Origin of the sequence: Pseudomonas sp. NPDC008258, assembly GCF_042956345.1 — a bacterium.
Taxonomy (GTDB): domain Bacteria; phylum Pseudomonadota; class Gammaproteobacteria; order Pseudomonadales; family Pseudomonadaceae; genus Aquipseudomonas.
The window spans coordinates 185,021-205,696 of record NZ_JBIBGE010000002.1 but is presented as its reverse complement, the minus strand read 5'-3'; the positions used below and the strand labels follow the sequence as shown (position 1 = coordinate 205,696).

General features: G+C 63.0%; 25 protein-coding genes. 11 read left to right on the top strand and 14 right to left on the bottom strand.

All coding sequences use genetic code 11. The annotated features are described in order from the left end of the window. Positions 1-25: 25 nt before the first annotated feature. Positions 26-358, bottom strand: coding sequence for a toxin-antitoxin system HicB family antitoxin (locus ACFY9W_RS02415; RefSeq protein WP_391125234.1), 333 nt, complete (start codon positions 356-358; stop codon positions 26-28). Between the two features lie 392 nt (positions 359-750). Continuing rightward, positions 751-1,008, bottom strand: a complete 258-nt coding sequence (locus ACFY9W_RS02410; protein WP_172285903.1) for a DUF2790 domain-containing protein — start codon at positions 1,006-1,008, stop codon at positions 751-753. Between the two features lie 357 nt (positions 1,009-1,365). Between ACFY9W_RS02410 and ACFY9W_RS02405 the strand changes: the two genes are divergently transcribed. Further along, positions 1,366-1,734 carry a GNAT family N-acetyltransferase gene (locus ACFY9W_RS02405; protein ID WP_391125230.1) on the top strand — a complete coding sequence of 123 codons (369 nt, stop codon included), beginning with the start codon at positions 1,366-1,368 and terminating at the stop codon, positions 1,732-1,734. On the opposite strand, the gene def is transcribed toward ACFY9W_RS02405, so the two are convergent. The 3 genes from def to ACFY9W_RS02390 form a co-directional block, all read right to left on the bottom strand. Continuing rightward, a complete protein-coding gene (gene def / locus ACFY9W_RS02400) occupies positions 1,689-2,225 on the bottom strand; it encodes a peptide deformylase (protein ID WP_391125227.1) in 537 nt (178 codons plus the stop codon). The genes ACFY9W_RS02405 and def overlap by 46 nt on opposite strands. Beyond that, positions 2,222-3,181: a YhjD/YihY/BrkB family envelope integrity protein gene (locus ACFY9W_RS02395; RefSeq protein ID WP_391125224.1), complete on the bottom strand. Its 960-nt coding sequence runs from the start codon at positions 3,179-3,181 to the stop codon at positions 2,222-2,224. Before ACFY9W_RS02395 ends, def begins: the two co-directional genes overlap by 4 nt. A 181-nt stretch (positions 3,182-3,362) precedes the next feature. Beyond that, complete coding sequence (locus ACFY9W_RS02390) at positions 3,363-3,542, bottom strand: CsbD family protein (RefSeq protein WP_110637020.1); 180 nt, start codon at positions 3,540-3,542, stop codon at positions 3,363-3,365. Between the two features lie 245 nt (positions 3,543-3,787). On the opposite strand from ACFY9W_RS02390, the gene ACFY9W_RS02385 reads away from it, so the two are divergent. Beyond that, positions 3,788-5,260: a NosD domain-containing protein gene (locus ACFY9W_RS02385; protein WP_391125221.1), complete on the top strand. Its 1,473-nt coding sequence runs from the start codon at positions 3,788-3,790 to the stop codon at positions 5,258-5,260. A gap of 279 nt (positions 5,261-5,539) precedes the next feature. Here the strand turns inward: ACFY9W_RS02385 and ACFY9W_RS02380 are convergent, their stop codons facing one another. Together ACFY9W_RS02380 and ACFY9W_RS02375 are read right to left on the bottom strand one after the other, a co-directional pair. Further along, positions 5,540-7,597, bottom strand: coding sequence for a sulfatase-like hydrolase/transferase (locus ACFY9W_RS02380; RefSeq protein WP_391125218.1), 2,058 nt, complete (start codon positions 7,595-7,597; stop codon positions 5,540-5,542). Positions 7,598-7,836: 239 nt separating this feature from the next. Further along, the gene (locus ACFY9W_RS02375) at positions 7,837-8,028 is read right to left on the bottom strand and encodes a PLDc N-terminal domain-containing protein (protein WP_012271091.1); all 192 of its coding nucleotides are present in this window, start codon (positions 8,026-8,028) and stop codon (positions 7,837-7,839) included. A gap of 126 nt (positions 8,029-8,154) precedes the next feature. Here ACFY9W_RS02375 and ACFY9W_RS02370 point away from each other — a divergent pair, with 126 nt between their 5' ends. Then, on the top strand, positions 8,155-9,093 hold the full coding sequence (locus ACFY9W_RS02370; RefSeq protein ID WP_391125215.1) for a ZIP family metal transporter: 939 nt from the start codon (positions 8,155-8,157) through the stop codon (positions 9,091-9,093). A 124-nt stretch (positions 9,094-9,217) separates the two neighbouring features. Here the strand turns inward: ACFY9W_RS02370 and ACFY9W_RS02365 are convergent, their stop codons facing one another. Together ACFY9W_RS02365 and ACFY9W_RS02360 are read right to left on the bottom strand one after the other, a co-directional pair. Beyond that, a complete protein-coding gene (locus tag ACFY9W_RS02365; protein ID WP_391125212.1) occupies positions 9,218-9,748 on the bottom strand; it encodes a hypothetical protein in 531 nt (176 codons plus the stop codon). 59 nt (positions 9,749-9,807) lie between these two features. Beyond that, on the bottom strand, positions 9,808-10,332 hold the full coding sequence (locus ACFY9W_RS02360; RefSeq protein WP_391125209.1) for an ankyrin repeat domain-containing protein: 525 nt from the start codon (positions 10,330-10,332) through the stop codon (positions 9,808-9,810). Between the two features lie 264 nt (positions 10,333-10,596). Between ACFY9W_RS02360 and ACFY9W_RS02355 the strand changes: the two genes are divergently transcribed. Beyond that, positions 10,597-10,869 carry a DUF3509 domain-containing protein gene (locus tag ACFY9W_RS02355; protein WP_391125206.1) on the top strand — a complete coding sequence of 91 codons (273 nt, stop codon included), beginning with the start codon at positions 10,597-10,599 and terminating at the stop codon, positions 10,867-10,869. A gap of 123 nt (positions 10,870-10,992) precedes the next feature. Here the strand turns inward: ACFY9W_RS02355 and ACFY9W_RS02350 are convergent, their stop codons facing one another. The 3 genes from ACFY9W_RS02350 to aroC all read right to left on the bottom strand — a co-directional run bounded on the left by ACFY9W_RS02350 (position 10,993) and on the right by aroC (position 13,907). After that, on the bottom strand, positions 10,993-11,529 hold the full coding sequence (locus tag ACFY9W_RS02350) for an oxidase (RefSeq protein ID WP_391125204.1): 537 nt from the start codon (positions 11,527-11,529) through the stop codon (positions 10,993-10,995). Then, positions 11,529-12,683 (bottom strand): MFS transporter, encoded by a 1,155-nt coding sequence (locus ACFY9W_RS02345; protein WP_391125201.1) that lies wholly within the window; start codon positions 12,681-12,683, stop codon positions 11,529-11,531. Before ACFY9W_RS02345 ends, ACFY9W_RS02350 begins: the two co-directional genes overlap by 1 nt. 132 nt (positions 12,684-12,815) lie before the next feature. Beyond that, entirely contained in the window at positions 12,816-13,907 is a 1,092-nt protein-coding gene (gene aroC, locus ACFY9W_RS02340) for a chorismate synthase (RefSeq protein ID WP_391125198.1), read from the bottom strand. A 225-nt stretch (positions 13,908-14,132) separates the two neighbouring features. On the opposite strand from aroC, the gene ACFY9W_RS02335 reads away from it, so the two are divergent. Together ACFY9W_RS02335 and ACFY9W_RS02330 are read left to right on the top strand one after the other, a co-directional pair. Continuing rightward, on the top strand, positions 14,133-15,095 hold the full coding sequence (locus ACFY9W_RS02335) for an alpha/beta fold hydrolase (RefSeq protein WP_391125195.1): 963 nt from the start codon (positions 14,133-14,135) through the stop codon (positions 15,093-15,095). A gap of 65 nt (positions 15,096-15,160) precedes the next feature. Beyond that, positions 15,161-15,943, top strand: a complete 783-nt coding sequence (locus ACFY9W_RS02330; RefSeq protein ID WP_391125193.1) for a hypothetical protein — start codon at positions 15,161-15,163, stop codon at positions 15,941-15,943. 90 nt (positions 15,944-16,033) lie between these two features. Here the strand turns inward: ACFY9W_RS02330 and prmB are convergent, their stop codons facing one another. Then, the gene (gene prmB, locus ACFY9W_RS02325; protein WP_391125190.1) at positions 16,034-16,942 is read right to left on the bottom strand and encodes a 50S ribosomal protein L3 N(5)-glutamine methyltransferase; all 909 of its coding nucleotides are present in this window, start codon (positions 16,940-16,942) and stop codon (positions 16,034-16,036) included. Between the two features lie 180 nt (positions 16,943-17,122). Between prmB and ACFY9W_RS02320 the strand changes: the two genes are divergently transcribed. From ACFY9W_RS02320 to ACFY9W_RS02300, 5 genes are all read left to right on the top strand, one after another. Then, positions 17,123-17,713: an isochorismatase family protein gene (locus tag ACFY9W_RS02320; protein WP_391125187.1), complete on the top strand. Its 591-nt coding sequence runs from the start codon at positions 17,123-17,125 to the stop codon at positions 17,711-17,713. 86 nt (positions 17,714-17,799) lie between these two features. After that, positions 17,800-18,120: a hypothetical protein gene (locus ACFY9W_RS02315; protein ID WP_391125184.1), complete on the top strand. Its 321-nt coding sequence runs from the start codon at positions 17,800-17,802 to the stop codon at positions 18,118-18,120. 174 nt (positions 18,121-18,294) lie between these two features. Further along, on the top strand, positions 18,295-18,855 hold the full coding sequence (locus ACFY9W_RS02310; protein WP_391125181.1) for a Smr/MutS family protein: 561 nt from the start codon (positions 18,295-18,297) through the stop codon (positions 18,853-18,855). A 69-nt stretch (positions 18,856-18,924) separates the two neighbouring features. Beyond that, a complete protein-coding gene (folE, locus tag ACFY9W_RS02305; RefSeq protein WP_012271077.1) occupies positions 18,925-19,470 on the top strand; it encodes a GTP cyclohydrolase I FolE in 546 nt (181 codons plus the stop codon). A 59-nt stretch (positions 19,471-19,529) separates the two neighbouring features. Next, positions 19,530-19,901, top strand: coding sequence for a glutaredoxin domain-containing protein (locus ACFY9W_RS02300; RefSeq protein ID WP_060709792.1), 372 nt, complete (start codon positions 19,530-19,532; stop codon positions 19,899-19,901). Between the two features lie 128 nt (positions 19,902-20,029). Here ACFY9W_RS02300 and ACFY9W_RS02295 read toward each other — a convergent pair whose 3' ends face one another. Next, positions 20,030-20,632, bottom strand: a complete 603-nt coding sequence (locus tag ACFY9W_RS02295) for a glutathione S-transferase N-terminal domain-containing protein (protein ID WP_391125178.1) — start codon at positions 20,630-20,632, stop codon at positions 20,030-20,032. Positions 20,633-20,676: the final 44 nt, after the last annotated feature.

Sequence of the window (20,676 nt, the reverse complement as noted above, 5' to 3'; positions counted from 1 at the left end):
CGGTAGCACCCGGGGGCGCCCTGCCTCAGGCCATTGCCGCTTGTTCAAAAACCTCGTCAGCCCACTGGTTCAGGCTTTTGCCGGCAGCACGGGCAGCAACACTGGCGGCGGCATGAACTTCAGGGCGTATACGCAGCATCACTTTACCCGAGGCTGGTTTCTCCGGTGCGATGTCCTGCTCTGCACAGTCGGCCAGGTAGTCTTCCAACGCCTCGCGGAATGCATCATGCAACCCGGGCACCGAGCTTGCGTGAAAACTGATGATGTCCCGCATACCGAGCACACGGCCTACGAAGATGTCATCACGTGCGTCGTACTCGATACGCGCGGCATAGCCTTTGTAGCGCATGCAACTCATGTCCTGACTCCTGCCCGCAAGAGAAATTCACGGGCCTCTTCAATCTGATACCGCTTGGCTTCTTTGCCCTGATGAGGCCGATGGCACCTCCAGCATTGGCCGCCAAGCATCATCTTGACCCTTGAGCCTTGCCGCTCCAGCACCTGCCCCCCTAGATGGAGTACCAGTGCCTCAATCTCGGAGAAAGCCAGCGACGCCGTGGTCGGCGTGCGGAAAACTGCATCAAGAATTTTGCGGTATCGAGTGTTCATCGAAAAATGCTATCAAATAAAGATAGCACTTTTTCCTCGATATTCGTTCAGGATTTTACATGGGTGACTTTGAGATACGACGGGTGGCCCCCATCACAGCGAGACGACGACGGAGGCCATCGGTACCAGGCGCAGCTATGATCAGCCCTGCTGGCAACCCTCACCCATGGCCCGGTACTGGATGGTGTGCACCTGGCCCTGGTGGTCTTCATAGGTCATGGTCGCAGGTACCACTTCGCAGACGTTGGGGATGGTCGACAGGTTGATCACCCGTTTGATATCCAGGTTCATGGAGTAGTCGTACTGCTGGGCCACAGGCTGGCTGGAGACGGGTTTGGCCTCATCGGCGAGGGCGAACGAGGACATACCGACCAATGCAAGAATCAGTAATGGTTTCATGTGGGTTTGCCTTTTGAGCATTCAAGCTGATCGATTGACTTCTATTGCCGTAAACGGCGCGGAGAAGTTGCCATCTACGGTGAAGATGGCACGAAGTACCGATCCCGCTTCGTACTGCCAGGGGGGATGTGTAAAAGTCTACTCCCGCTTGGCAATAGTTGAACCCCGTAGTGGGATATTCACCCTTGCCGGATTTGCAACAATCTGCGTCAAATTGGCCGCAAACTATCAGGCCAGAGCCTTTGGCCAGCTATCAGGGCAGGACTCGCCATCTCATTAAAAAATCTTCACTGCTCGGCACTTTCGGCCCCAGAACGCCGGCTGCTGGACCATTTTTACCGCCAGCACGGCTCGCGCATGCGTGCTGCGAGCGACGCGCAACTGTGGGTGGCAAGGGCGCCGGGCATCATTGCGGGCTTGAGCCTGAGCCCCGTGGGCGATGGCTATTGGCTGACCGGGCTGTTCGTCGACCCGCAACAACGCAGCAAAGGGGTAGCCGGGCGACTGATCGACGCGGCGCTGGAGCAGGCAAAGGGGTCGGTCTGGCTGTTCTGCCATCCGGACCTGGCGCCCTTCTACCAGCGCCTGGGTTTCCACGTGGCCGACCAACTGCCCGAAGCCCTGGCCGGCCGCCTGCTGCGCTACCAGCGCAGCAAACGCCTGGTAGCGCTGGAGCGGGCTCAGTCTTCGCTAACGTCCAGCCCGGGGAACAGTACCTCGGTGTAGCCGAACTTGGCGAAGTCCTGGATGCGCGACGGGTACAAGCGCCCGATCAGGTGATCGCACTCGTGCTGCACCACCCGTGCATGGAAGCCGTCGGCAAAACGGCTGATCGGGTTGCCCTGGGGGTCGAACCCTTCGTAGCAGATGCGCGTGAAGCGCGGCACCACGCCGCGCAGGCCAGGCACCGACAGGCAGCCTTCCCACCCGTCCTCGACCTCGGTGGACGTCGGCGTAATCACCGGGTTGATCAGGATGGTCTGCGGCACAGCTTCGGCATCCGGGTAGCGCTCGCTGCGCTCGAAGCCGAAAATCACCAGTTGCAGGTCGATACCAATCTGCGGCGCGGCCAGGCCTACACCGCCCACATGGCGCATGGTTTCGAACATGTCGTCGATCAGCTGCTGCAGCTCGGCCGTGCCGAACAGGTGCTCGGGCACGGGCGGGGCGATGCGCAGCAGGCGTTCATCGCCCATCTTGAGAATGTCACGGATCATCTGGGGTTCGGCTCGGATGGTTGCGGCTCGCTCGAAGCCGGGTGCTCATGGCCCAGCACAGTAATGGTGTCCGGGGCCTTGTGCTCACCGAAATCCTTTTCGCCCGGTTTTTTGCCCTCGGCTGACATGTGCTCGATCACTGCATTCATTTCGGCGCCAAGCAGCAGTACGGCGGCCGAGATATAGAAATACAGCAACAGCACGATGATTGCACCAATGCTGCCGTACATGGCGTTGTAGTCGGCAAAGGTTTTCACGTAGTAGGCAAAGCCCAGCGAAGCCACGATCCACACCACCACCGCCAGCACCGAGCCTGGGGTGATGAAGCGGAATTTCTGCTTCACATCAGGCATCACGTAGTAGATCACGGCCACGGCCACCATCAGCAGGATGATGATCGCCGGCCAGCGCAGGATGGTCCACAGCGTGACGATGAACTCCTGCATGCCAACCTGCGAAGCGATCCACTCCATGACCTGCGGGCCCAGCACCATCAGCGCCGCCGCTACCAGCAACATGCCGGCAAGGCCAACGGTGTAAATGATGGAAAGCGGTATGCGCTTCCATACCGGGCGCCCTTCGGGTACGTCGTAGGCCGCGTTCATGGCACTCATCATCAGGCGGACGCCTGCGGAGGCGGTCCACAAGGCAATCACGATACCCACCGACAGCAGCCCACCCTTGGACTGCTGCAACTGGTCGATGACCGGGTTCACCTGCTCCAATGCCTGGGGCGGAAGTACCATTTCGGTTTGCATGCGTAACCAGGAGAAGAAATCCGGCAAGTGCAGAAAGCCGATCAGGGCAATCAGGAACAGCAGGAAGGGGAACAGCGAGAACAACGCCTGGTAAGCCAGCGCGGAGGCGTAGGTAGACATCTCGTCGTCAAGAAATTCCTTGACGGTGCGTACCAGCACGCGGTGCAGGGGCAGGCCGCGCAGGTCGGGGAAAATCATAGCGTCTCCTTTCGCCGCTTGATCATTACAACAGACAAGTCTAATAGACCATGCGGTTGCTGTGCTGCTCCCGGCCATGCTTGAAGAATTTGCTTACAACAGGTCCGGCCTCTTCGCGGGCTTGCCCGCTCCCACAAAGAGCGGGCAAGCACGCGAAGAGGCCGGGTCAGGCTGCCTTGAATCAAGGCTTCTTCACTGCATCCTTCACATTACCCTTGATCTGCTGCGCCTCGCCTTTGAGCTCCTGCGCCTTGCCCTCAGCCCGCAGCTTGTCGTTGTCGGTCACCTTGCCGACCCCCTGCTTGATGTTGCCGATCGCTTCGTTGGCCAAGCCTTTCGCTTTGTCTTTAGTACCGCTCATGGCAAAACTCCTGCAATGGGAGACACATAAACCGTGTCGACAGAGGGTGGACCCACCGCCTTCGCCAGGAGTTTCAACAAATTTGTATCGCTTGAGCCAAGCGGTAAAACTGCGGGCGAATACCGCACCGAATCGCCCCCGCCCCTCTGCGCAGCCATCACGGCTGCCCTAGAATCCCCCGCAAACGTCCGCCCAAAGCAGGCGGGCACTCCATAAGAACAACGTCTTCCGGATACCCGCACCCCATGCGTCTGATGCCTGCACTCGTGGCTTTGCTGCCACTGCTCCCCTTGCCCGCCCTTGCCGCCGCACCGGCCAGCCCCGAAACCCTGCGTGTCGACCACTATGCCGACGACGGCCAGCCCGGCACGCTGCGCTGGGCCATCGAAACCAGCAACCAGAACCCCGGCCAGTACCGCATCGACATCGCCGCCGTCGGCAAACCGCCCTACGTGATCCGCCCCAACCGTGCCCTGCCGGAAATCAAAGGCCCGGTACGCATCACCGGCCTACCCTGGGCTCACGATGGGCAGTACATCGCCATCGACGGTTCGGCCTACATCAAGGACCAGGGTGTACGCACCTGCCCCGGCGCCTTGCCCGGCCAGTTCGGCACCAACGTGCGTACCACCACAAACCCCGGGCTGGTATTGCGTGACACCCAGGGCGTGCACCTTAGCGGCCTGGAGGTGCGCAACTTCTGCATCGGCATCCTGGTCAACCGCGCCAGCGGCAACGTGATCGAAGACAACCGCATCGTCGCCAACAAAGGCGGCGCGGGCATCATGCTGACCGGTGACGACGGCGCGGGTAACCCCACCGCCACCACCACGAACAACAACAAGGTGCTGCGCAACCAGCTGATCGACAATGGCGACGGCCTGGAACTGACCCGCGGCGCCGCCTTCAACCTGGTGGCCGACAACCTGTTCCGCTCCACCGCGGCCAACCCTGAGCCCTCGCAGGGCATCGAGATTCTGCTGGGCAACGACAACAGCGTGGTACGCAACCGCTTCGAAAACTACTCCGACGGCCTGCAGATCAACTGGGGCAAGCGCAACTACCTGGCGGCCAACACCTTCAGCGGCAACTCGATCGGCGTCAGCGTGACCGGCGAAGGCAACATCCTCGACGGCAACCTGATCCACGGCAACCGCATCGGCGTGGCCCTGCGGCCGGAGCCGGACACCACGGCAACGCGCTTGAGCGCCAACCGCATCTGGGGCAACAGCCAGGATATCCGCCGCTGCGAGGCGGGCGGTTCGTGCGTGCCAGACCAGCGCACCGGCGCCATCGTGTTTGGCGTGCCGGCGCAGGCGCATGCGCTTTACGTGGGTTCACGCGGGGTCGGGGCCGAGTTGCCGAAGAAAGACCAGGCGATCATCTGCGATGCCAAGGGCGAGCCCAAGCCTTGCCAGCCACTGCCAAACCATAACCAGCAGGCACCACGGCTGATTGCGCTGGAAGGCAATGTGCTGCGCGGCGAGGTGCAGGGGCCGGTGGCCAGCCTGTTGCGGGTGGAGTTCTTTGGCAATGCCGAGGCGCAGGGTACCGAGGCGCAGCAGTACCTCGGGGAGGTGTTGGTGAACAGCGACACGCAAGGGCAGGCACGGTTTGCCCAGGTGCTGGAGAACATCGGCGGGTTGCACAGTTTTACTGCGACGGTCACTACGGCCGACGGGGCTACTTCTGAGCTAAGCCTGCCGGTTAGCCGCTGAGGCTACCGGCCTCTTCGCGGGTAAACCCGCACAGGCATAACTCGAAGCCAGCACAGTTACTGTGGGAGCGGGCGCGTCGAGGCGTCGAACCGCCGCGAAACAGGCAACGGAGTGGATGGCACCGGCTTTGCCGGTGTTCGCGGGCGCGCCCGCTCCCACAGAGATTGCGCGAGCTTGAAGATTTTGAATAAGACAGTTGCTCCCACAGGGTCCCAGCTAAATCAGTAAGTGATGCGTAGTTCTGTGGGAGCGGGCCGCAAAGCGGCCCTTCTTGCAGCCTTACTTCGGCGTGCCGTGCACCACACCGGCGGTGTTGTCCAGCAGGCTCTTGGTCGCTGTCTGGATATACGCTTCCAGCTTCTTGAGCATTTCCGGCTGGTCGGGGCTTTCGATCAGCTCGGCCTTGAACTCGCTGCCCAGCTGGTAGCGGTACATGCGCGGGCTCATGTCCTTGGACTCGATCAGGATGCGATCGCCCTGTACCAGGCCGACGATCTGCTCACTGCCCGACGGTTTGATCATGCCCACACCCTGGTCGCCCTCGGGCAGGTTGAGCAGGTCGCGGCCCCAGCACTGGTGACGGGTCTGGCCACCCAGGCGGCCCATGATGGTCGGCACGATATCAACCTGGGTACCCACGGTGTGGTTCACCGCACCGAACTTCTCCTGAATGCCCGGGGCAATCAGCAGCAACGGCACGTTGAAACGGCCCAGGTCCAGCTCGGTGACCTGCTGGTGGTTGCCAAAGCCATGGTCGCCGACGATGACGAACAGGGTGTCCTTGAAGTACGGCTCTTTACGCGCCTTCTCGAAGAACTGGCCCAGCGCCCAGTCCGAATAACGCATGGCGGTCAGGTGCTCGTCCAGGCGGCCCTGGCCAGTCACCTTCTCGACCGGCAGGTCCTTCGGCAGCGCATACGGGGTGTGGTTGGACAGCGTCTGCAGCAGCGCGTAGATCGGCTTCTTGCCATCGTGCTTGGCCAGTTCCTCGTTGCCGCGGTCGAACATGTCCTGGTCGGACACGCCCCAGGTCGGGTCGGAGAACACCGGGTTGACGAAGTCGTTACGGCCGATGAAGGTGGTCATGCCCTGGTTGCCGAAGAACCCGGACTGGTTGTCCCAGGCAAAGTCACCGTTGTAGACGTACACATCGTCGTAGTCGCGGGCGCTGAGCAGGGCTGGCAAGCCAGACAGTTTGTGGCCGCCTTCCGGGGTCTGCATCAGGTATTCGAAACCTGGCAGGTTGGGGAAGCAGGCCATGGTGGCGAACATGCCCTGGTGGGTATGGGTGCCGTTGGAGAAGAAGCGGTCGAACAGCAGGCCTTCTTTGGCCAGCTTGTCGAAGTACGGAGTGATGTTGTTGGGGCTGCCCAGCGCGCCTACCGAGTGGCCGGCAAAGCTCTCCATCAGGATAACCACCACGTTCTTGATCGGCAGGGTGCCCTCTGCCGGCGGCACGAAGTCGCGGCGGATGGCAGCCTCGTCGGCATCGACCAGGGTGTCGTTGGCCGTCAGCAGCTGTTCGCGCACGCTTTGCGTGGCCACGTTCTGCTCCAGTACCGGCTTCCAGATGTTGGCGCGGTCCTCGCCGAAGCGGCTCTTGGCGGCGTCGATCAAGGTCAGGGTACCGTTCAGGCCCAACTGGTTGACGAAGTTGGAGTCGGTGGTAAAGGCATCACCCCAGCGCATCGGCGGGCCTTGGCGCAGGGTGCCGCGGGCGGCGACCACAGCCACCAGCAAAATCACCATGAACACCGCCAGGCGGTTGTACCACGGCGCAACGCGCTGCACGCCCTCACCCCGGGTGATGCGGTCGATGCCTTTGAACAGCAGGCTCAGCAGCCAGGTGCCGAAGGCCCAGGCCAGCAGGTAGCGCACCACCGGGAAACCGTACCAGAGCATGCTCATGACGGTTTTCGGGTCTTCCTTGATGTACTGGAACACCAGGCCGTTGAGGCGCTGGTGGAACTCGCGGTAGAAGTCCATTTCCATCAGGCCGAGGAACATCACCACGCTCGAGGTGAGGGTCAGCCAGAAGCGGAACACGCCACGCCGGGCCATGGCCCAGGGGCTGAGAATGGCCAGCAGCAGCGGGATGCTGAGGTAGACCACAACGCGCAGGTCGAAGCGCAAACCGTTCAGGAAGCCTTCGGCAACGGTGGAGTACGGCGTATCGCCGACCATGTCGCTGTTGTAGACCAGCAGCGCCAGGCGCACCAGGCTGAGCATCAGCATGATCACCAGGCCGCTGAGCAGCGTATAGGCCAGGTGGGATTTCAGAGTCGGCGAAAACGACGTTCGCGCGCCCTGTTGCTTCAAGGCGTCCGTGTTAGCCATGAATGGGAAGGTCCTAGGATTGCGGTTTGCGAAGAGGCGCTGGCGCTAGACCAACGCAGCATTGTGCGGGAGCGGATTCTGTTTAAACCAATGTGAAAATTTTGTCACGGGGGTGTTCCGGGTTTTGTCTGTGCCGGCCTCTTCGCGGGCTTGCCCGCTCCCACAGGATTACCACAGGCCCTGGCGTTGTGCTGTACCTGTGGGAGCGGGCAAGCCCGCGAAGAGGCCGGCACAAGCTTTCAGATCCGCACATTCCCCCGCGGCCCGGCAATCGCCCAGATCACCAGCCCCACCACCGGCAGCAGCGCAATCAGCAATATCCACAACACCTTGATGCCCACCTCGCTGCCACTCTTGATCACATTGAGAATGGCCCAGATATCCAGCGCCAGGATAATCAGCCCCACCAGGCTGTTGAATGTCGACCCCATGCCAAAACTCCTGTCCAAAGGCTTCGCTGCACAGCATAGTCAGCTATCAGCGCGATAGAAGGGAATCCTTGGCCGTTGGCACAGGTCCCTGAGTAGACTGCCAGTATTCACTGATTCGAGGTTCGCATGCCCCCCGCCCACACGCAAAGTGCCGCCCCACCCTCATTGCTGAGCGCCTGGCGCCAGCAGGTCGTGAATACCCCCTGGCTCAGCGCCGGCCTGGGCCTTAGCCTGCTGGCGGTGATCGTGTTGCTGGGCGCCAGCCTGTGGAACGCGGTAAATGGCGACCACGCCGACAACCTGCACCTGGCCGTGCTGGGCGGGTTGTCGGGCTTTGGCGCCACCGCCCTGGGCGCGGTGCTGGCAGTGGTGCTACGCGATGTCAGTGCCCGCACCCAGGACGTGATGCTGGGTTTTGCCGCCGGCATGATGCTGGCCGCCAGTTCGTTTTCGCTGATTCTGCCGGGCCTGGATGCCGCCCGCGAGATCACCGGCAACGGCCCGGCTGCGGCGTTTACCGTGGTGCTGGGCATGGGCCTGGGTGTGCTGTTGATGCTGGGCCTGGACCGTTTCACCCCGCACGAACACGAAAGCACCGGCCCCTGCGGCCCCGAGGCCGAGCGCATCAGCAGGGTGTGGCTGTTTGTGTTGGCGATCACCTTGCACAACCTGCCTGAAGGCATGGCGATTGGTGTGAGCTTTGCCAATGGCGACATGAATATCGGCCTGCCGCTGACCAGTGCCATCGCCATCCAGGACATCCCTGAAGGGCTGGCTGTGGCGCTGGCATTGCGTGCTACCGGGCTGTCGAGCCTCAAGGCTGCGCTGGTGGCGGTCGGCTCGGGGTTGATGGAGCCGTTGGGGGCGGTGATCGGGCTGGGGATCTCCACCGGCTTTGCCCTCGCCTACCCGATCAGCATGGGCCTGGCGGCCGGGGCGATGATCTTTGTGGTCAGCCACGAAGTGATACCCGAAACCCACCGCAACGGGCACCAGACGGCGGCGACGCTGGGGTTGATGGGTGGGTTTGCGGTGATGATGTTTCTGGATACGGCGCTGGGCTGAAGGTTCACGCTGCCTGTACTGGCCTCTTCGCGGGCTCGCCCGCTCCCACAGGAACTCCACTGCCCTCAGGTCCAGTGATGTGCCTGTGGGAGCGGGCAAGCCCGCGAAGAAGCAATAGGTGAACTCAAATGTGGACGGCGACCTTCAGGGCTTCCAGCGCCGGCTCAACCTTGATGCCCACCTCAGCCCCCAACTCCAGCACCCGAGCCAGGTCGTTCTGCCCCACCATCACCATCTGCAACTCGTCATCCAGCAACTGGCTGAAGTTCAGCAGCACATAACCCCCGGCCTCTTTGTTCAACGCCCCCATCTGCACCTGAATGCGGTTGAGCGCGGTCAGTGGCTCGGTGCGGGCCAGCTGCTTGGGCTTGAGGGTGAACGGCACGCTGTTGTCGAACGAGTCGCTGATCTGCTGGAAAAGGTCCTGGTAGCTGTCGGCCTGGAACACCACGGTGTCCGGCAGGCTGCCCAGTACCACCCATTCACCCAGCGGCATCGGGAAGGTGTCGTCGTAGTTGATATCAGGGTTGGCGGCGAGGAAGGCGGCCGGGTCGGCATAGGCCTGGGCGGCCTCGTCGGCGATGCGCTCGATATCGGCCTCGCGCATGCAGCCGGCGCCAATGAGGCTGATGAATTCGAGCAACTGAGTTTTCATGAAAGGGGCCTGCGACGGGTGAAAAGTCGCCAAGGATAGCCGCAAATGCCCCCTTGCGGTTAACCGACCAGCGTTTGCAGGCGTGCGGCAGCGTCCACTGCGCCCATGGTTTGCGCCGCCATCAGCGCAGTCGCACCACGGGCATCCTGGCGCGCCGCGTCGGCACCCTGGGCCAACAGGAAGTCGAGGATTTCGCAGCGGTTGAACATGGCCGCCAACATCAGTGCGGTGCGCCCGTCCTGTGCGGCAGCATCCACCGGCACGCCATGCTCCAGCAGCAGGCGGATCATGGCCAGGTCACCCTTGAATGCGGCCCCGGCAATGGGCAGCTGGCCATTGTCATTGGCAATCAGCGGGTCGGCACCGTTGGCCAGCAGCACGCGTACTGCATCGTGGTGGCCGTGGTAGCTCGCCAGCATCAGCAGCGTGTCTCCCTTGTGATTGCGCAGGTTGGCCGGCAGGCCGCTGCCAAGCAGGCGCTCGAGCATTTCGGCATCGCCCTGGCGGGCACGTTCGAATACCTGCTCGGCGAATGCGGCGGTTTCGTCGTCGGTCATGGTGGCGGGGGCGGCTTGGCGAGTCATTGGAACCTCCTGGCAGAAATGATTGCCCAATTTTTTGTCAGGCATGCCAGTGTGGTCAAAGGTTCAGTTTCTATGGGGCTGATAGGCAATGGCTGACCCGTGCAAAATGCACTGTGCAAAATGCATGACCATGCAGGCTGCACGATGGTGCTTCTGTACAATCTACCTAAGCTCCTGTATTTACGGGGTTTTCCTGAATTCGCGTTCTGGCACGGTCGCTGCAACTATCCACTCATGTCTGCCACACAACAGCCAGGAGTTGATATGGACCTCATCCAGCAAAAGTTCGTCTCGGTATTTTCTGCTTACCAGGTGAAAACCCAGGCCCGCCCTGACGGCGGTGTGTTGCTGACCCTGCGCGCAGCGGATGGCAAGGTTACCCGCCGGGTGCTCACCTATGGGCAACTGCACAGTGCCGAGCAGCTGTCCTGGGCGATCAGCGCCATTCGCCGGGACCTGGCTGAACAGGCCAGTGAGTTGCCTGTGATTTCGATGTTGCAGAGCCAGCAGCGCTTTGCCCTGCCGACTTATCGTTGAATTTTACGTTGCCTGATCTGGCCTCTTCGCGGGCTCGCCCGCTCCCACAGATTCAGCGCTGCCCTACTGGACAGTGATATCCCTGTGGGAGCGGGCGAGCCCGCGAAGAGGCCAGCACAGGCATTACAACTCGTCGATCCCCAGAAACGCCCGCGCAGTCACGTCCCCGGTAAATTGCGCCTGCACGCCCTGCTCGCTGCCATACAACCGAAACGCCAGGCAAAACGGCTTATCCCCCAGCTCAACCCAGCGCCGCGTCCCCGCCGGCACTACCAGCAGGTCACCCTTCTCGCACAGCAGCGAACACACCCAGTCGCCCAAGCGCAGCCCAACCTGAGCCCGCCCGCTGACCACGGCAAACACCTCGTCGGCGTCATGCACATGTTCATCACGCACATCGGCCTGCACCGGGTCGTCACCCTCACGGTTCAACAACACGAAGGCTTTGCTGCCGTGTGACGTCATCAGCTGATCAAGGTATTCACGGCACGTCTCCAGCACCTCTTCGCGGGCCGTGCCAGGTCGCACCCGCAGGCCGTGCTCGGCATGGGCAAAGCGCACGCCCTGCTCGGCCAGGGTGGCAGCGATGTCGTCGTGGTGGGTCAACACCTTGTTCGGCAGTTCCGGGCTTGAGGGGTGGAAAACACTGAGAATGCTCATCAGGGGCGGGTCCTGGTCGGTTGCGAACAAAGGGCAATGATAACGGCTGCGGCCAAAGCTGCGGCACTGGCCATACCAAAGGTGAAGGTGGGCCCCAGCAGTTTCCAGCTGTAACCCGAATACAACGCCCCCAAGGCACCACCGGTGCCCGACAGCGCCGCATACAACGCCTGCCCTTGGCCCTGCTGGCGGGCGCCGAAGCTGGCCTGCACGAAGGCGATGCTGGCGGCATGGAAGCAACCAAATGTGGCCGCGTGCAGCAACTGGGCAAAGATCAGTACAGCAGGCTCACCCGCCAGGTTGCCCAGTAACAGCCAGCGCAAGGCCGCCAGCAGGAAGCTCACCAGCAACACGCGCTGCACACTGAAGCGGGCAAACAGGCGGCTCATGACCATGAACATCAGCACTTCGGCCACCACGCCCAGCGCCCACAGCAGGCCAATGGCACTGCGGCTGTAACCCAAGTGCTCGAGGTGCAGGGTAAGGAAGGTGTAATACGGCCCATGGCTTAGCTGCATCAGCGCCACGCAGGCGTAGAACGCGATCACCCCTGGGGCCCGCAGCTGCAGCAGGAAGCCACCCGCACGGCTGCGCTCGCCCTGCTCCACAGGTTGTGCGTTGGGCACCCACAGGCTGGCGGCAACGATGCCGGCCATGATCGTGACCAGCGCCACCGGGTAGATGTCCAGGCTCAGCCATTCGAACAGGCGGCCCAGGCCCACCACGGTAAGGATGAAGCCGATCGAGCCCCACAGGCGCACCTGGCTGTAGCGCGATGTTTGCCCGTGCAGGTGGGCCAGGGTGATGACCTCGAACTGCGGCAGCACCGCGTGCCAGAAGAACGCATGCAGGGCCATCACCAGCGCCAGCCAGGCGTAGCTTTTGCCGAAGAAGATCAGGGCGAAGGTGGCCAGGGTACACAACGCCCCCAGGCGCACGATCAGCAAGCGTTGCCCGGTGCGGTCGCCCAGCCAGCCCCACAGGTTGGGGGCGACGCAGCGCATCAGCATGGGGATGGCCACCAGCTCGCCGATGCGCGCCGGGGAGAAACCCAGGTGGTCGAAGTACAACGCCAGGAAGGGGGCGGTGGAACCTAGCAAGGCGAAGTAGAACAGGTAGAAGCTGGACAGGCGCCAGTAGGGGATGGGTTGCATGGGGTGGCCTTGTGGGAACCTGGGCCGGCCTCTTCGCGGGCTTGCCCGCTCCCACAGGGATATCACTGGGCCCGAGGGCAGCGCATTACCTGTGGGAGCGGGCAAGCCCGCGAAGAGGCCGGCACGGGTGAATCAGAGCTGGCCCAGCACCGGGGTATTCACATTCACATCAGCATTCTGCGCGCGGTGGCGCAGCAGGTGGTCCATCAGCGCGATGGCCATCATCGCCTCGGCGATCGGCGTGGCGCGGATGCCCACGCACGGGTCGTGGCGGCCTTTGGTGATAACGTCCACCGGGTTGCCGTCGATGTCGATCGAGCGGCCCGGGGTGGTAATGCTGGAGGTAGGCTTCAATGCCAGGTGGGCAACGATCGGCTGACCCGAGGAAATACCACCCAGGATGCCGCCAGCGTTGTTGCTGAGGAAGCCTTGCGGGGTCAGCTCGTCACGGTGCTCGGTGCCGCGTTGGGCCACGCTGGCAAAGCCGGCGCCGATTTCCACGCCCTTGACTGCGTTGATGCTCATCAGCGCGTGGGCCAGTTCGGCATCCAGGCGGTCGAAGATCGGTTCGCCCAGGCCTGGCATTACGCCCTCGGCCACCACGGTGATCTTGGCACCCACCGAATCCTGGTCACGGCGCAGCTGGTCCATGTAAGCCTCAAGCTCCGGCACCTTGTCCGGGTCGGGGCTGAAGAAAGCATTCTGCTCTACCGATTCCCAGGTCTTGAACGGGATTTCGATCGGGCCCAGCTGGCTCATGTAGCCACGCACGGTGATGCCCTGGGTGGCCAGGTACTTCTTGGCGATGGCGCCAGCAGCCACGCGCATGGCAGTTTCGCGGGCCGAACTGCGGCCACCGCCGCGGTAGTCGCGGATACCGTACTTGTGGTGGTAGGTGTAATCGGCATGGGCCGGGCGGAACAGGTCCTTGATGGCCGAATAGTCCTTGGACTTCTGGTCGGTGTTGCGGATCAGCAAGCCGATCGAGCAGCCGGTGGTGCGGCCTTCGAACACGCCGGAGAGGATTTCCACCTCGTCGGCTTCCTGGCGCTGGGTGGTGTGCCGGCTGGTGCCGGGCTTGCGCCGGTCGAGGTCGTGCTGCAGGTCGGTCAGGGAAATTTCCAGGCCCGGTGGGCATCCATCGACAATGGCGACCAATGCCGGGCCATGGCTTTCGCCAGCGGTGGTGACAGTGAACAGCTTGCCGTAGGTATTGCCGGACATGGACGCTCCGCGAGATCTGCCTGAAATGGACGAAAGGGGCAGTATACAGATGGTTTGATCGCCTGTGCTGGCCTCTTCGCGGGCACGCCCGCTCCCACAGACCTGAACATTGTGAAATACCTGTGGGAGCGGGCATGCCCGCGAAGAGGCCGAACCTGCCATGCGCACCCCGAGAACCTTCCCGAAAACATTGGGTCAAACCACCATCTCCCCATGTAGTACCGCATGATGTCGCGCTTCGTCGCCTTGCTCTTCCTGCTGTGCACCAGCCTGGCTCAGGCCGCCACCCCCACCGTGCTGCAACGCCCCATCGACCTGGATACCGGCCAGGGCGTGCTGCACGGCAGCCTGCTATTGCCGCAACAGGCCACCCCACCACCGGTGGTGCTGATCATCGCCGGCTCCGGGCCCACCGACCGTGACGGCAACAACCCGGCGTCGGGCCGGGTCGACAACCTCAAGCGCCTGGCCCTGCTGCTGGCCAACGAGCACATCGCCAGCGTGCGCTACGACAAGCGCGGGGTAGCCGCCAGCCAGCCGGCCACGCCCGACGAGCGAGACCTCAGCGTGGATCGCTACGTGGCCGATGTGGTCGCCTGGAGCCACAAGCTCAAGGCCGACCCGCGCTTCGGCCCGCTGATTCTCATCGGCCACAGCGAGGGCGCGCTGATCGCCAGCCTGGCCGCCGAGCAGGCCGGTGCCAGTGCGGTCATCACCCTCGCCGGCAGCGGCAGGCCACTGGCCGAGGTGCTGCGCGAACAACTGGCCCAGCGCCTGCCGCCAGCGCAACTGGCCGGTGGCAGCGCCCTGCTCGATCGCCTGCAAGCCGGGCAAACCAGCCTGGAGGTGCCGGCACCGCTGCGCCAGGTGTTCCGCCCCAGCGTGCAGCCGTACCTGATTTCACTGTTCCGGCAAAACCCGGCGGCGGCCTTTGCCCGCCTGCCCATGCCCGCCCTGATCGTGCAGGGGCGCAACGACGTGCAGGTGGACGTTGATGATGCCGAGCGGCTGAAAGCAGCCAAGCCGGACGCGCAACTGGTGTTGATCGACGGCATGAACCACATGCTGCGCATCAGCCCGAAAGGCATGAGCCAGCAGCGCGACAGCTACCTCAACCCCGAGCTGCCGCTGGCGCGCGAGCTGGGTGAGCAAATTGTGACGTTCATCCAGCATTTGCCTGCGGCGTAAGCGAAACGGGCTCAGGTCCGCGGCAAGCCTGCCGATACAGCAGGCATAGCCGAGGACAAGCCCTGATGACGACCGCCCCCGCCGCCGTAGAGCCGGCCGAAGACCCCCAGCCAAGCGCCGCCCTGCCCTGGGCCGACCTTGCCGTCGAACACTTCCAGCTGCTGCGCCTGGCCGCCCTGCCCACCGACCGCAGCACCGGCGCCCGGCCGCTGCGCTTTGTGCAGTTCGGCTATGCCGAGCGCCATGACAAGGCCAATAGCCTGTTGCGCATGGAGATCCAGCTACCCGGGCAGAAAGTGCACAAGGAACAGAACCGCCTGGACATCCGCGTTGACCATGACGAACGCCTGGTGCGCATTGGCAATGAGCACGGCCTGCAACTGGAGCCTGTGAACCGCGGCATCGGCCGCTTCATGCTGGCCCAGGCCGTGCTGTGGCTGCAGCGCAAGTGGTCGCACTACCGGGTAGAGGGCATGCCGCTGGCAAGCAAGGATGCGCTGAGCGAAGAGTCACGCCTGCGCCGCGACCACTGCTTGCGCGGGGTGGGCATTGAAGTGGAGTACGAAGATGGCCAGCACCTGAAGGGCCGCACCGTGGACATGACCGTGGGCCAGCTCAAGGCGGCCTGGAGCAGCGAGCGCGTGCAGCGGGTGGAGATTCTGGATGCGGCCAACCTGTTGCAGCAGGCCGATCAGCAGTTGCAGGAGAAGGAAGCGCAACTGCGCGAGCGCGATGAGCGGGTGGCCAAATACCAGCGTGAAGACGGCGGGTTGCGCTTTACCATTACCTGCCTGGTAGCGTTTGCGGTGTTTCAGGCGGGGTTGTTGATCTGGATTGCCACTCGCTGACACCGCGTTGCCTGCTCCCACATGGACCGGTGATATCCCTGTGGGAGCGGGCAAGCCCGCGAATGGGCTGCAAAGCAGCCCCCTCCAGACTCAGACCCGGGCCTTGAACAGCTCCTGGTGCTGGCGGCACTGCTCGGCCGTCAGCATGAACACCCCATGCCCGCCACGCTCGAATTCCAGCCAGGCAAAGTCCACCTCGGGGTACAGCGCCTCGACGTGCACCTGGCTGTTGCCCACTTCAACAATCAGCAAGCCTTTGTCGGTCAGGTGCTCGGCCGCTTCGGCCAGCATGCGCCGCACCAGGTCCAGGCCGTCGTTGCCACAGGCCAGGCCCAGCTCAGGCTCGTGGTGGTACTCGGCCGGCATGTCGTCGAAGTCTTCGGCATCGACATACGGCGGGTTGGACAGGATCAGGTCGAAACGCTGCCCCGGCAAACCGCCAAAGCCATCGCCCTGCACCGTGTACACGCGGCCATCCAGGCCGTGGCGTTCGATATTCTGGTTGGCCACTTCAAGGGCCTGGAACGACAGGTCGGCCAGTACTACCTCGGCCTCGGGGAACACGTCGGCGGCGACGATGCCGATGCAGCCCGAGCCGGTGCACAGGTCCAGAATGCGCGCCGGCTCGCTGGCCAGCCACGGCTCGAAACGTTTTTCGATCAGTTCGCCAATGGGTGAACGCGGCACCAGCACCCGCTCGTCGACGATGAACGACATGCCGCAGAACCACGCCTCGCCCAGCAGGTAGGCGGCCGGCACGCGCTCTTCGATACGGCGCTTGAGCAGGTGCTGCAGGCGCACACGCTCGTCGTCCTCGAGCATGCAGTCCAGGTAGCTGTCGGCGACCTCCCACGGCAGGTGCACGGCACCCAGTACCAGCAGGCGGGCTTCGTCCCAGGCGTTGTCGGCGCCGTGGCCGAAGAACAGGTCGTGCTCGTGGAAGCGGCTGACCGCCCAGCGGATGTAGTCGCGCAGCGTGCGCAGGCGGGATGTGATCACGGGGTACTCCTGATTAAGACCGGACAAAAGTCTAACAGCCCCACCCGCACATTTGTTTGTTTGCCTTGCCCAATGGCTAGCCACAGGCCAGTAATCATGCCGCTTACGTTGTCAACCATTCCCATTGGCGCCAAGGCAGGGGAGAATAGGTATACAAAAGCCCTATCGAAGGAGCCCTTGATGTCCGTTCCAACCACGATGTTCCGCCTCACTGGCCGCGATTACCCGCCGGCCAAGCTGAGCCACGCCAGCCTGATCATCATCGATGCGCAAAAGGAGTACCTCAGTGGGCCCCTGCAGCTGTCGGGCATGGACGAGGCCGTGGCCAACATCGCCCGGTTGCTCGACGCTGCACGCAAAAGCGGCCGCCCGATCATCCATGTTCGCCACCTGGGCACTGTCGGTGGCCGCTTCGACCCACAGGGCCCGGCCGGCCAGTTCATTCCGGGGCTCGAGCCGCAGGAAGGCGAAATCGTCATTGAAAAGCGCATGCCCAACGCCTTCAAGAACACCCAGCTGCACGAAACACTCCAGGCGCTGGGCCATCTGGACCTGATTGTCTGCGGTTTCATGAGCCACTCCAGCGTCAGCACCACCGTGCGCCGCGCCAAGGACTATGGTTACCGTTGCACCCTGGTGGAAGACGCCTCGGCGACCCGCGACCTGGCCTTCAAGGATGGCGTCATCCCGGCCGCGCAGATCCACCAGTGCGAAATGGCCGTGATGGCCGACAACTTCGCTTGCGTGGCCCCCACCGCCAGCCTGATCTAAGCGACCGGGCGCGACCGCCCGGCAGCCGGGCGGAACCCGATGGGCGGCAGCAGGTCGAATTCCGGATATCCACAGAGGAGAGCGGAATGAAGCTTAAAGGCAGTTTCGACGCCAAGCGCCTGCGCCCGCGCCAACCGCGTAACTGGGGCGCCCGCCTGGCGGCCGGCCTGTCGGCCCTGCTGGCGACCCTGGGCGTGTTGCTGGCCATGGCAGGCGTTGCCGGCCTGCTGGGCAACTACCCTGCCCTGCAAGAACTCAACACCAACAAGCCACTGTCCAGCATCCTTGCCGGGGCTGGCTTGCTGCTGTTGTGGCTGGGTGTGCGGTTTTGGCGGCGCAGCCGGATTCGCTTGCGTCGCGGGCGTGAGTTGAACCTGTCGCCGCACCTGATGAAAAAGCACGATTGATAGTGCTGTATCGCTTGCACTGGCCCTTTCGCGGGCACGCCCGCTCCCACAGGGATATCACAGGGCCTGAGGGCAGCAGGGTACCTGTGGGAGCGGGCGTGCCCGCGAAAGGGCCAGCACAGGCTGCACACTGCCCCACAGTCGCGTAAACTACGCCGCCCACGTGGAGGCATCATGCAAGACGACGATTTTTCCCTGTTCCAGGCTGAAGTGCGCGGCGTAAAGCAAATCCGCCACGACCGTGCCGACGTCGGCAAGCCCAAGGCCGACCGCCAGAAGCTGGCTGGCCTGCGCCAGGCAGCGACAGTGCGCAGCGACAAGGCCCTGGTGATCGACGGCATGTCCGATCAGTTCGTTATCGACGTTGGCGCCGAAGACGAACTGATGTGGCGCCGCGACGGCGTGCAGGAAGGCCAGCTGCGCAAGCTGAAACTGGGGCAGATTCCGTTCGAAGGCAGCCTCGACCTGCACGGCATGACCGTGGAAAAGGCCCGCGAAACCCTGTGGGACTTCATCGCCGAAGCCACCAGGCTGGAGGTGCGCTGCGTGCGGGTGACCCACGGCAAGGCCGCACGCCTGGACGGCAAGCGCCCGATGATCAAGAGCCACGTCAACACCTGGCTGCGCCAGCACCCGCAGGTGCTGGGTTTTGCCTCGTGCAGCGCCCGCCACGGTGGCACCGGTGCCGTGTATGTAATGCTCAAGCGAACCATGCTCGAAGGCCGCGACGAGTAACGCCGCGCTTGCAGCGCCGTCCGCACCGCCGTACCCTTCGTTTTTGCGATTTTTCCTACAGGTAGATCCATGTCCCTGGAACAGAACTACACCGAGATCCTCAGCCAGATTGGTGAGGACGTCTCCCGTGAGGGCCTGCTCGACACGCCCAAGCGGGCAGCAAAGGCGATGAAATACCTTTGCCGCGGTTATGAGCAAACCCTGGAAGAAGTCACCAACAACGCGTTGTTCAGCTCTGACAACAGCGAAATGGTGCTGGTCCGGGACATCGAGCTGTATTCGATGTGCGAACACCACATGCTGCCGTTCATCGGCAAGGCACACGTTGCCTACCTGCCCAAGGGCAAGGTACTGGGCCTGTCCAAGGTCGCGCGTATCGTCGACATGTACGCCCGCCGCCTGCAGATCCAGGAAAACCTCAGCCGCCAGATCGCCGAAGCCGTGCAGCAGGTAACTGGCGCCGCCGGCGTAGCCGTGGTGGTCGAAGCCAAGCACATGTGCATGATGATGCGCGGTGTCGAGAAGCAGAACTCGACCATGATCACCTCGGTGATGCTGGGCGAGTTCCGCGAAAACGCCGCCACCCGTAGCGAGTTCCTCAGCCTGATCAAATGATTGGCTGCTGACCCCAAGCCGACCCTGCAGGGTCGGCTTTTTCATTTCAGGAGTTGCCCATGATCGTCAAAGCCCTGCGGGTTGGCCTCGGCCAGCTCATCGTGTTCGGTGACTGGATCAGCCGCCCGGCCAAGCGCAAGCGCGACGCTGCCGCCCAGGCCCGCGTCGAACAAGCGGCCAAGGGCCTGGCGCTGTACCAATTCCATGCCTGCCCGTTCTGCGTAAAAACCCGCCGCACCCTGCACCGGCTGAACGTGCCGGTGGCGCTGCGTGATGCCAAGAACGACCCGGTGCACCGCCAGGCCCTGCAAGAAGGTGGCGGCCGGGTGAAAGTGCCGTGCCTGCGCATCGAGGAAGGTGGCAAGGTGACCTGGATGTATGAGTCCAAGGCCATCATTGCCTACCTGGATGAGCGGTTTGCTTCGGCCTGAAGTTTTTTGACAGCCTGTGCCGGCCCTTTCGCGGGCATGCCCGCTCCCACAGGATTACCACAAGGCTGAATACTGTGGTTTACCTGTGGGAGCGGGCGCGCCCGCGAAGAGGCCGGTACAATTAAAAACTATCCTACCATCGGCACATGCCGCGGGTGGCTGCTAACCCGCTCCAGCCAGGCCCTTACTGCCGGGTAGTCAGCCAGGTCAAAACCGCCCTGCTGCGCCACATGGGTGTATGCATACAACGCCACATCGGCAATCGAGTACTGCTCACCCACCAGGTACGGCGTCATCTGCAACTGCCGCTCCATTACCTTCAGCGCCTTGTAGCCACCCTTGTGCAGCTTGCGGTACTCCTCCAGGCGGTCGTCCGGCAGCCCCAGGTAGAACTGGATGAACCTCGCCACGGCAATGTACGGCTCATGGCTGTACTGCTCGAAGAACTGCCACTGCAATACCTGCGTGCGCAGGCGCGGCTCGCTGGGCAGGAACTCACTGCCATCGGCCAGGAAGTTGAGAATGGCATTGGACTCCCACAGGTAGCTGCCGTCTTCCAGCGCCAGCACCGGCACCTTGCCGTTGGGGTTCATCGCCAGGAACTCGGGTGTTTCGGTCTCGCCCTTGAGGATGTCCACCGGGTGCCATTCATACGAATGGCCCAACAGGCTCAACATCAGCTTGACCTTGTAGCAGTTGCCCGACTGGTAGTCGCCATAGACCTTGTACATTGCCCCTCCCCTTCCAAGCAGTTTTGCATTTGCGCCCAATAGTT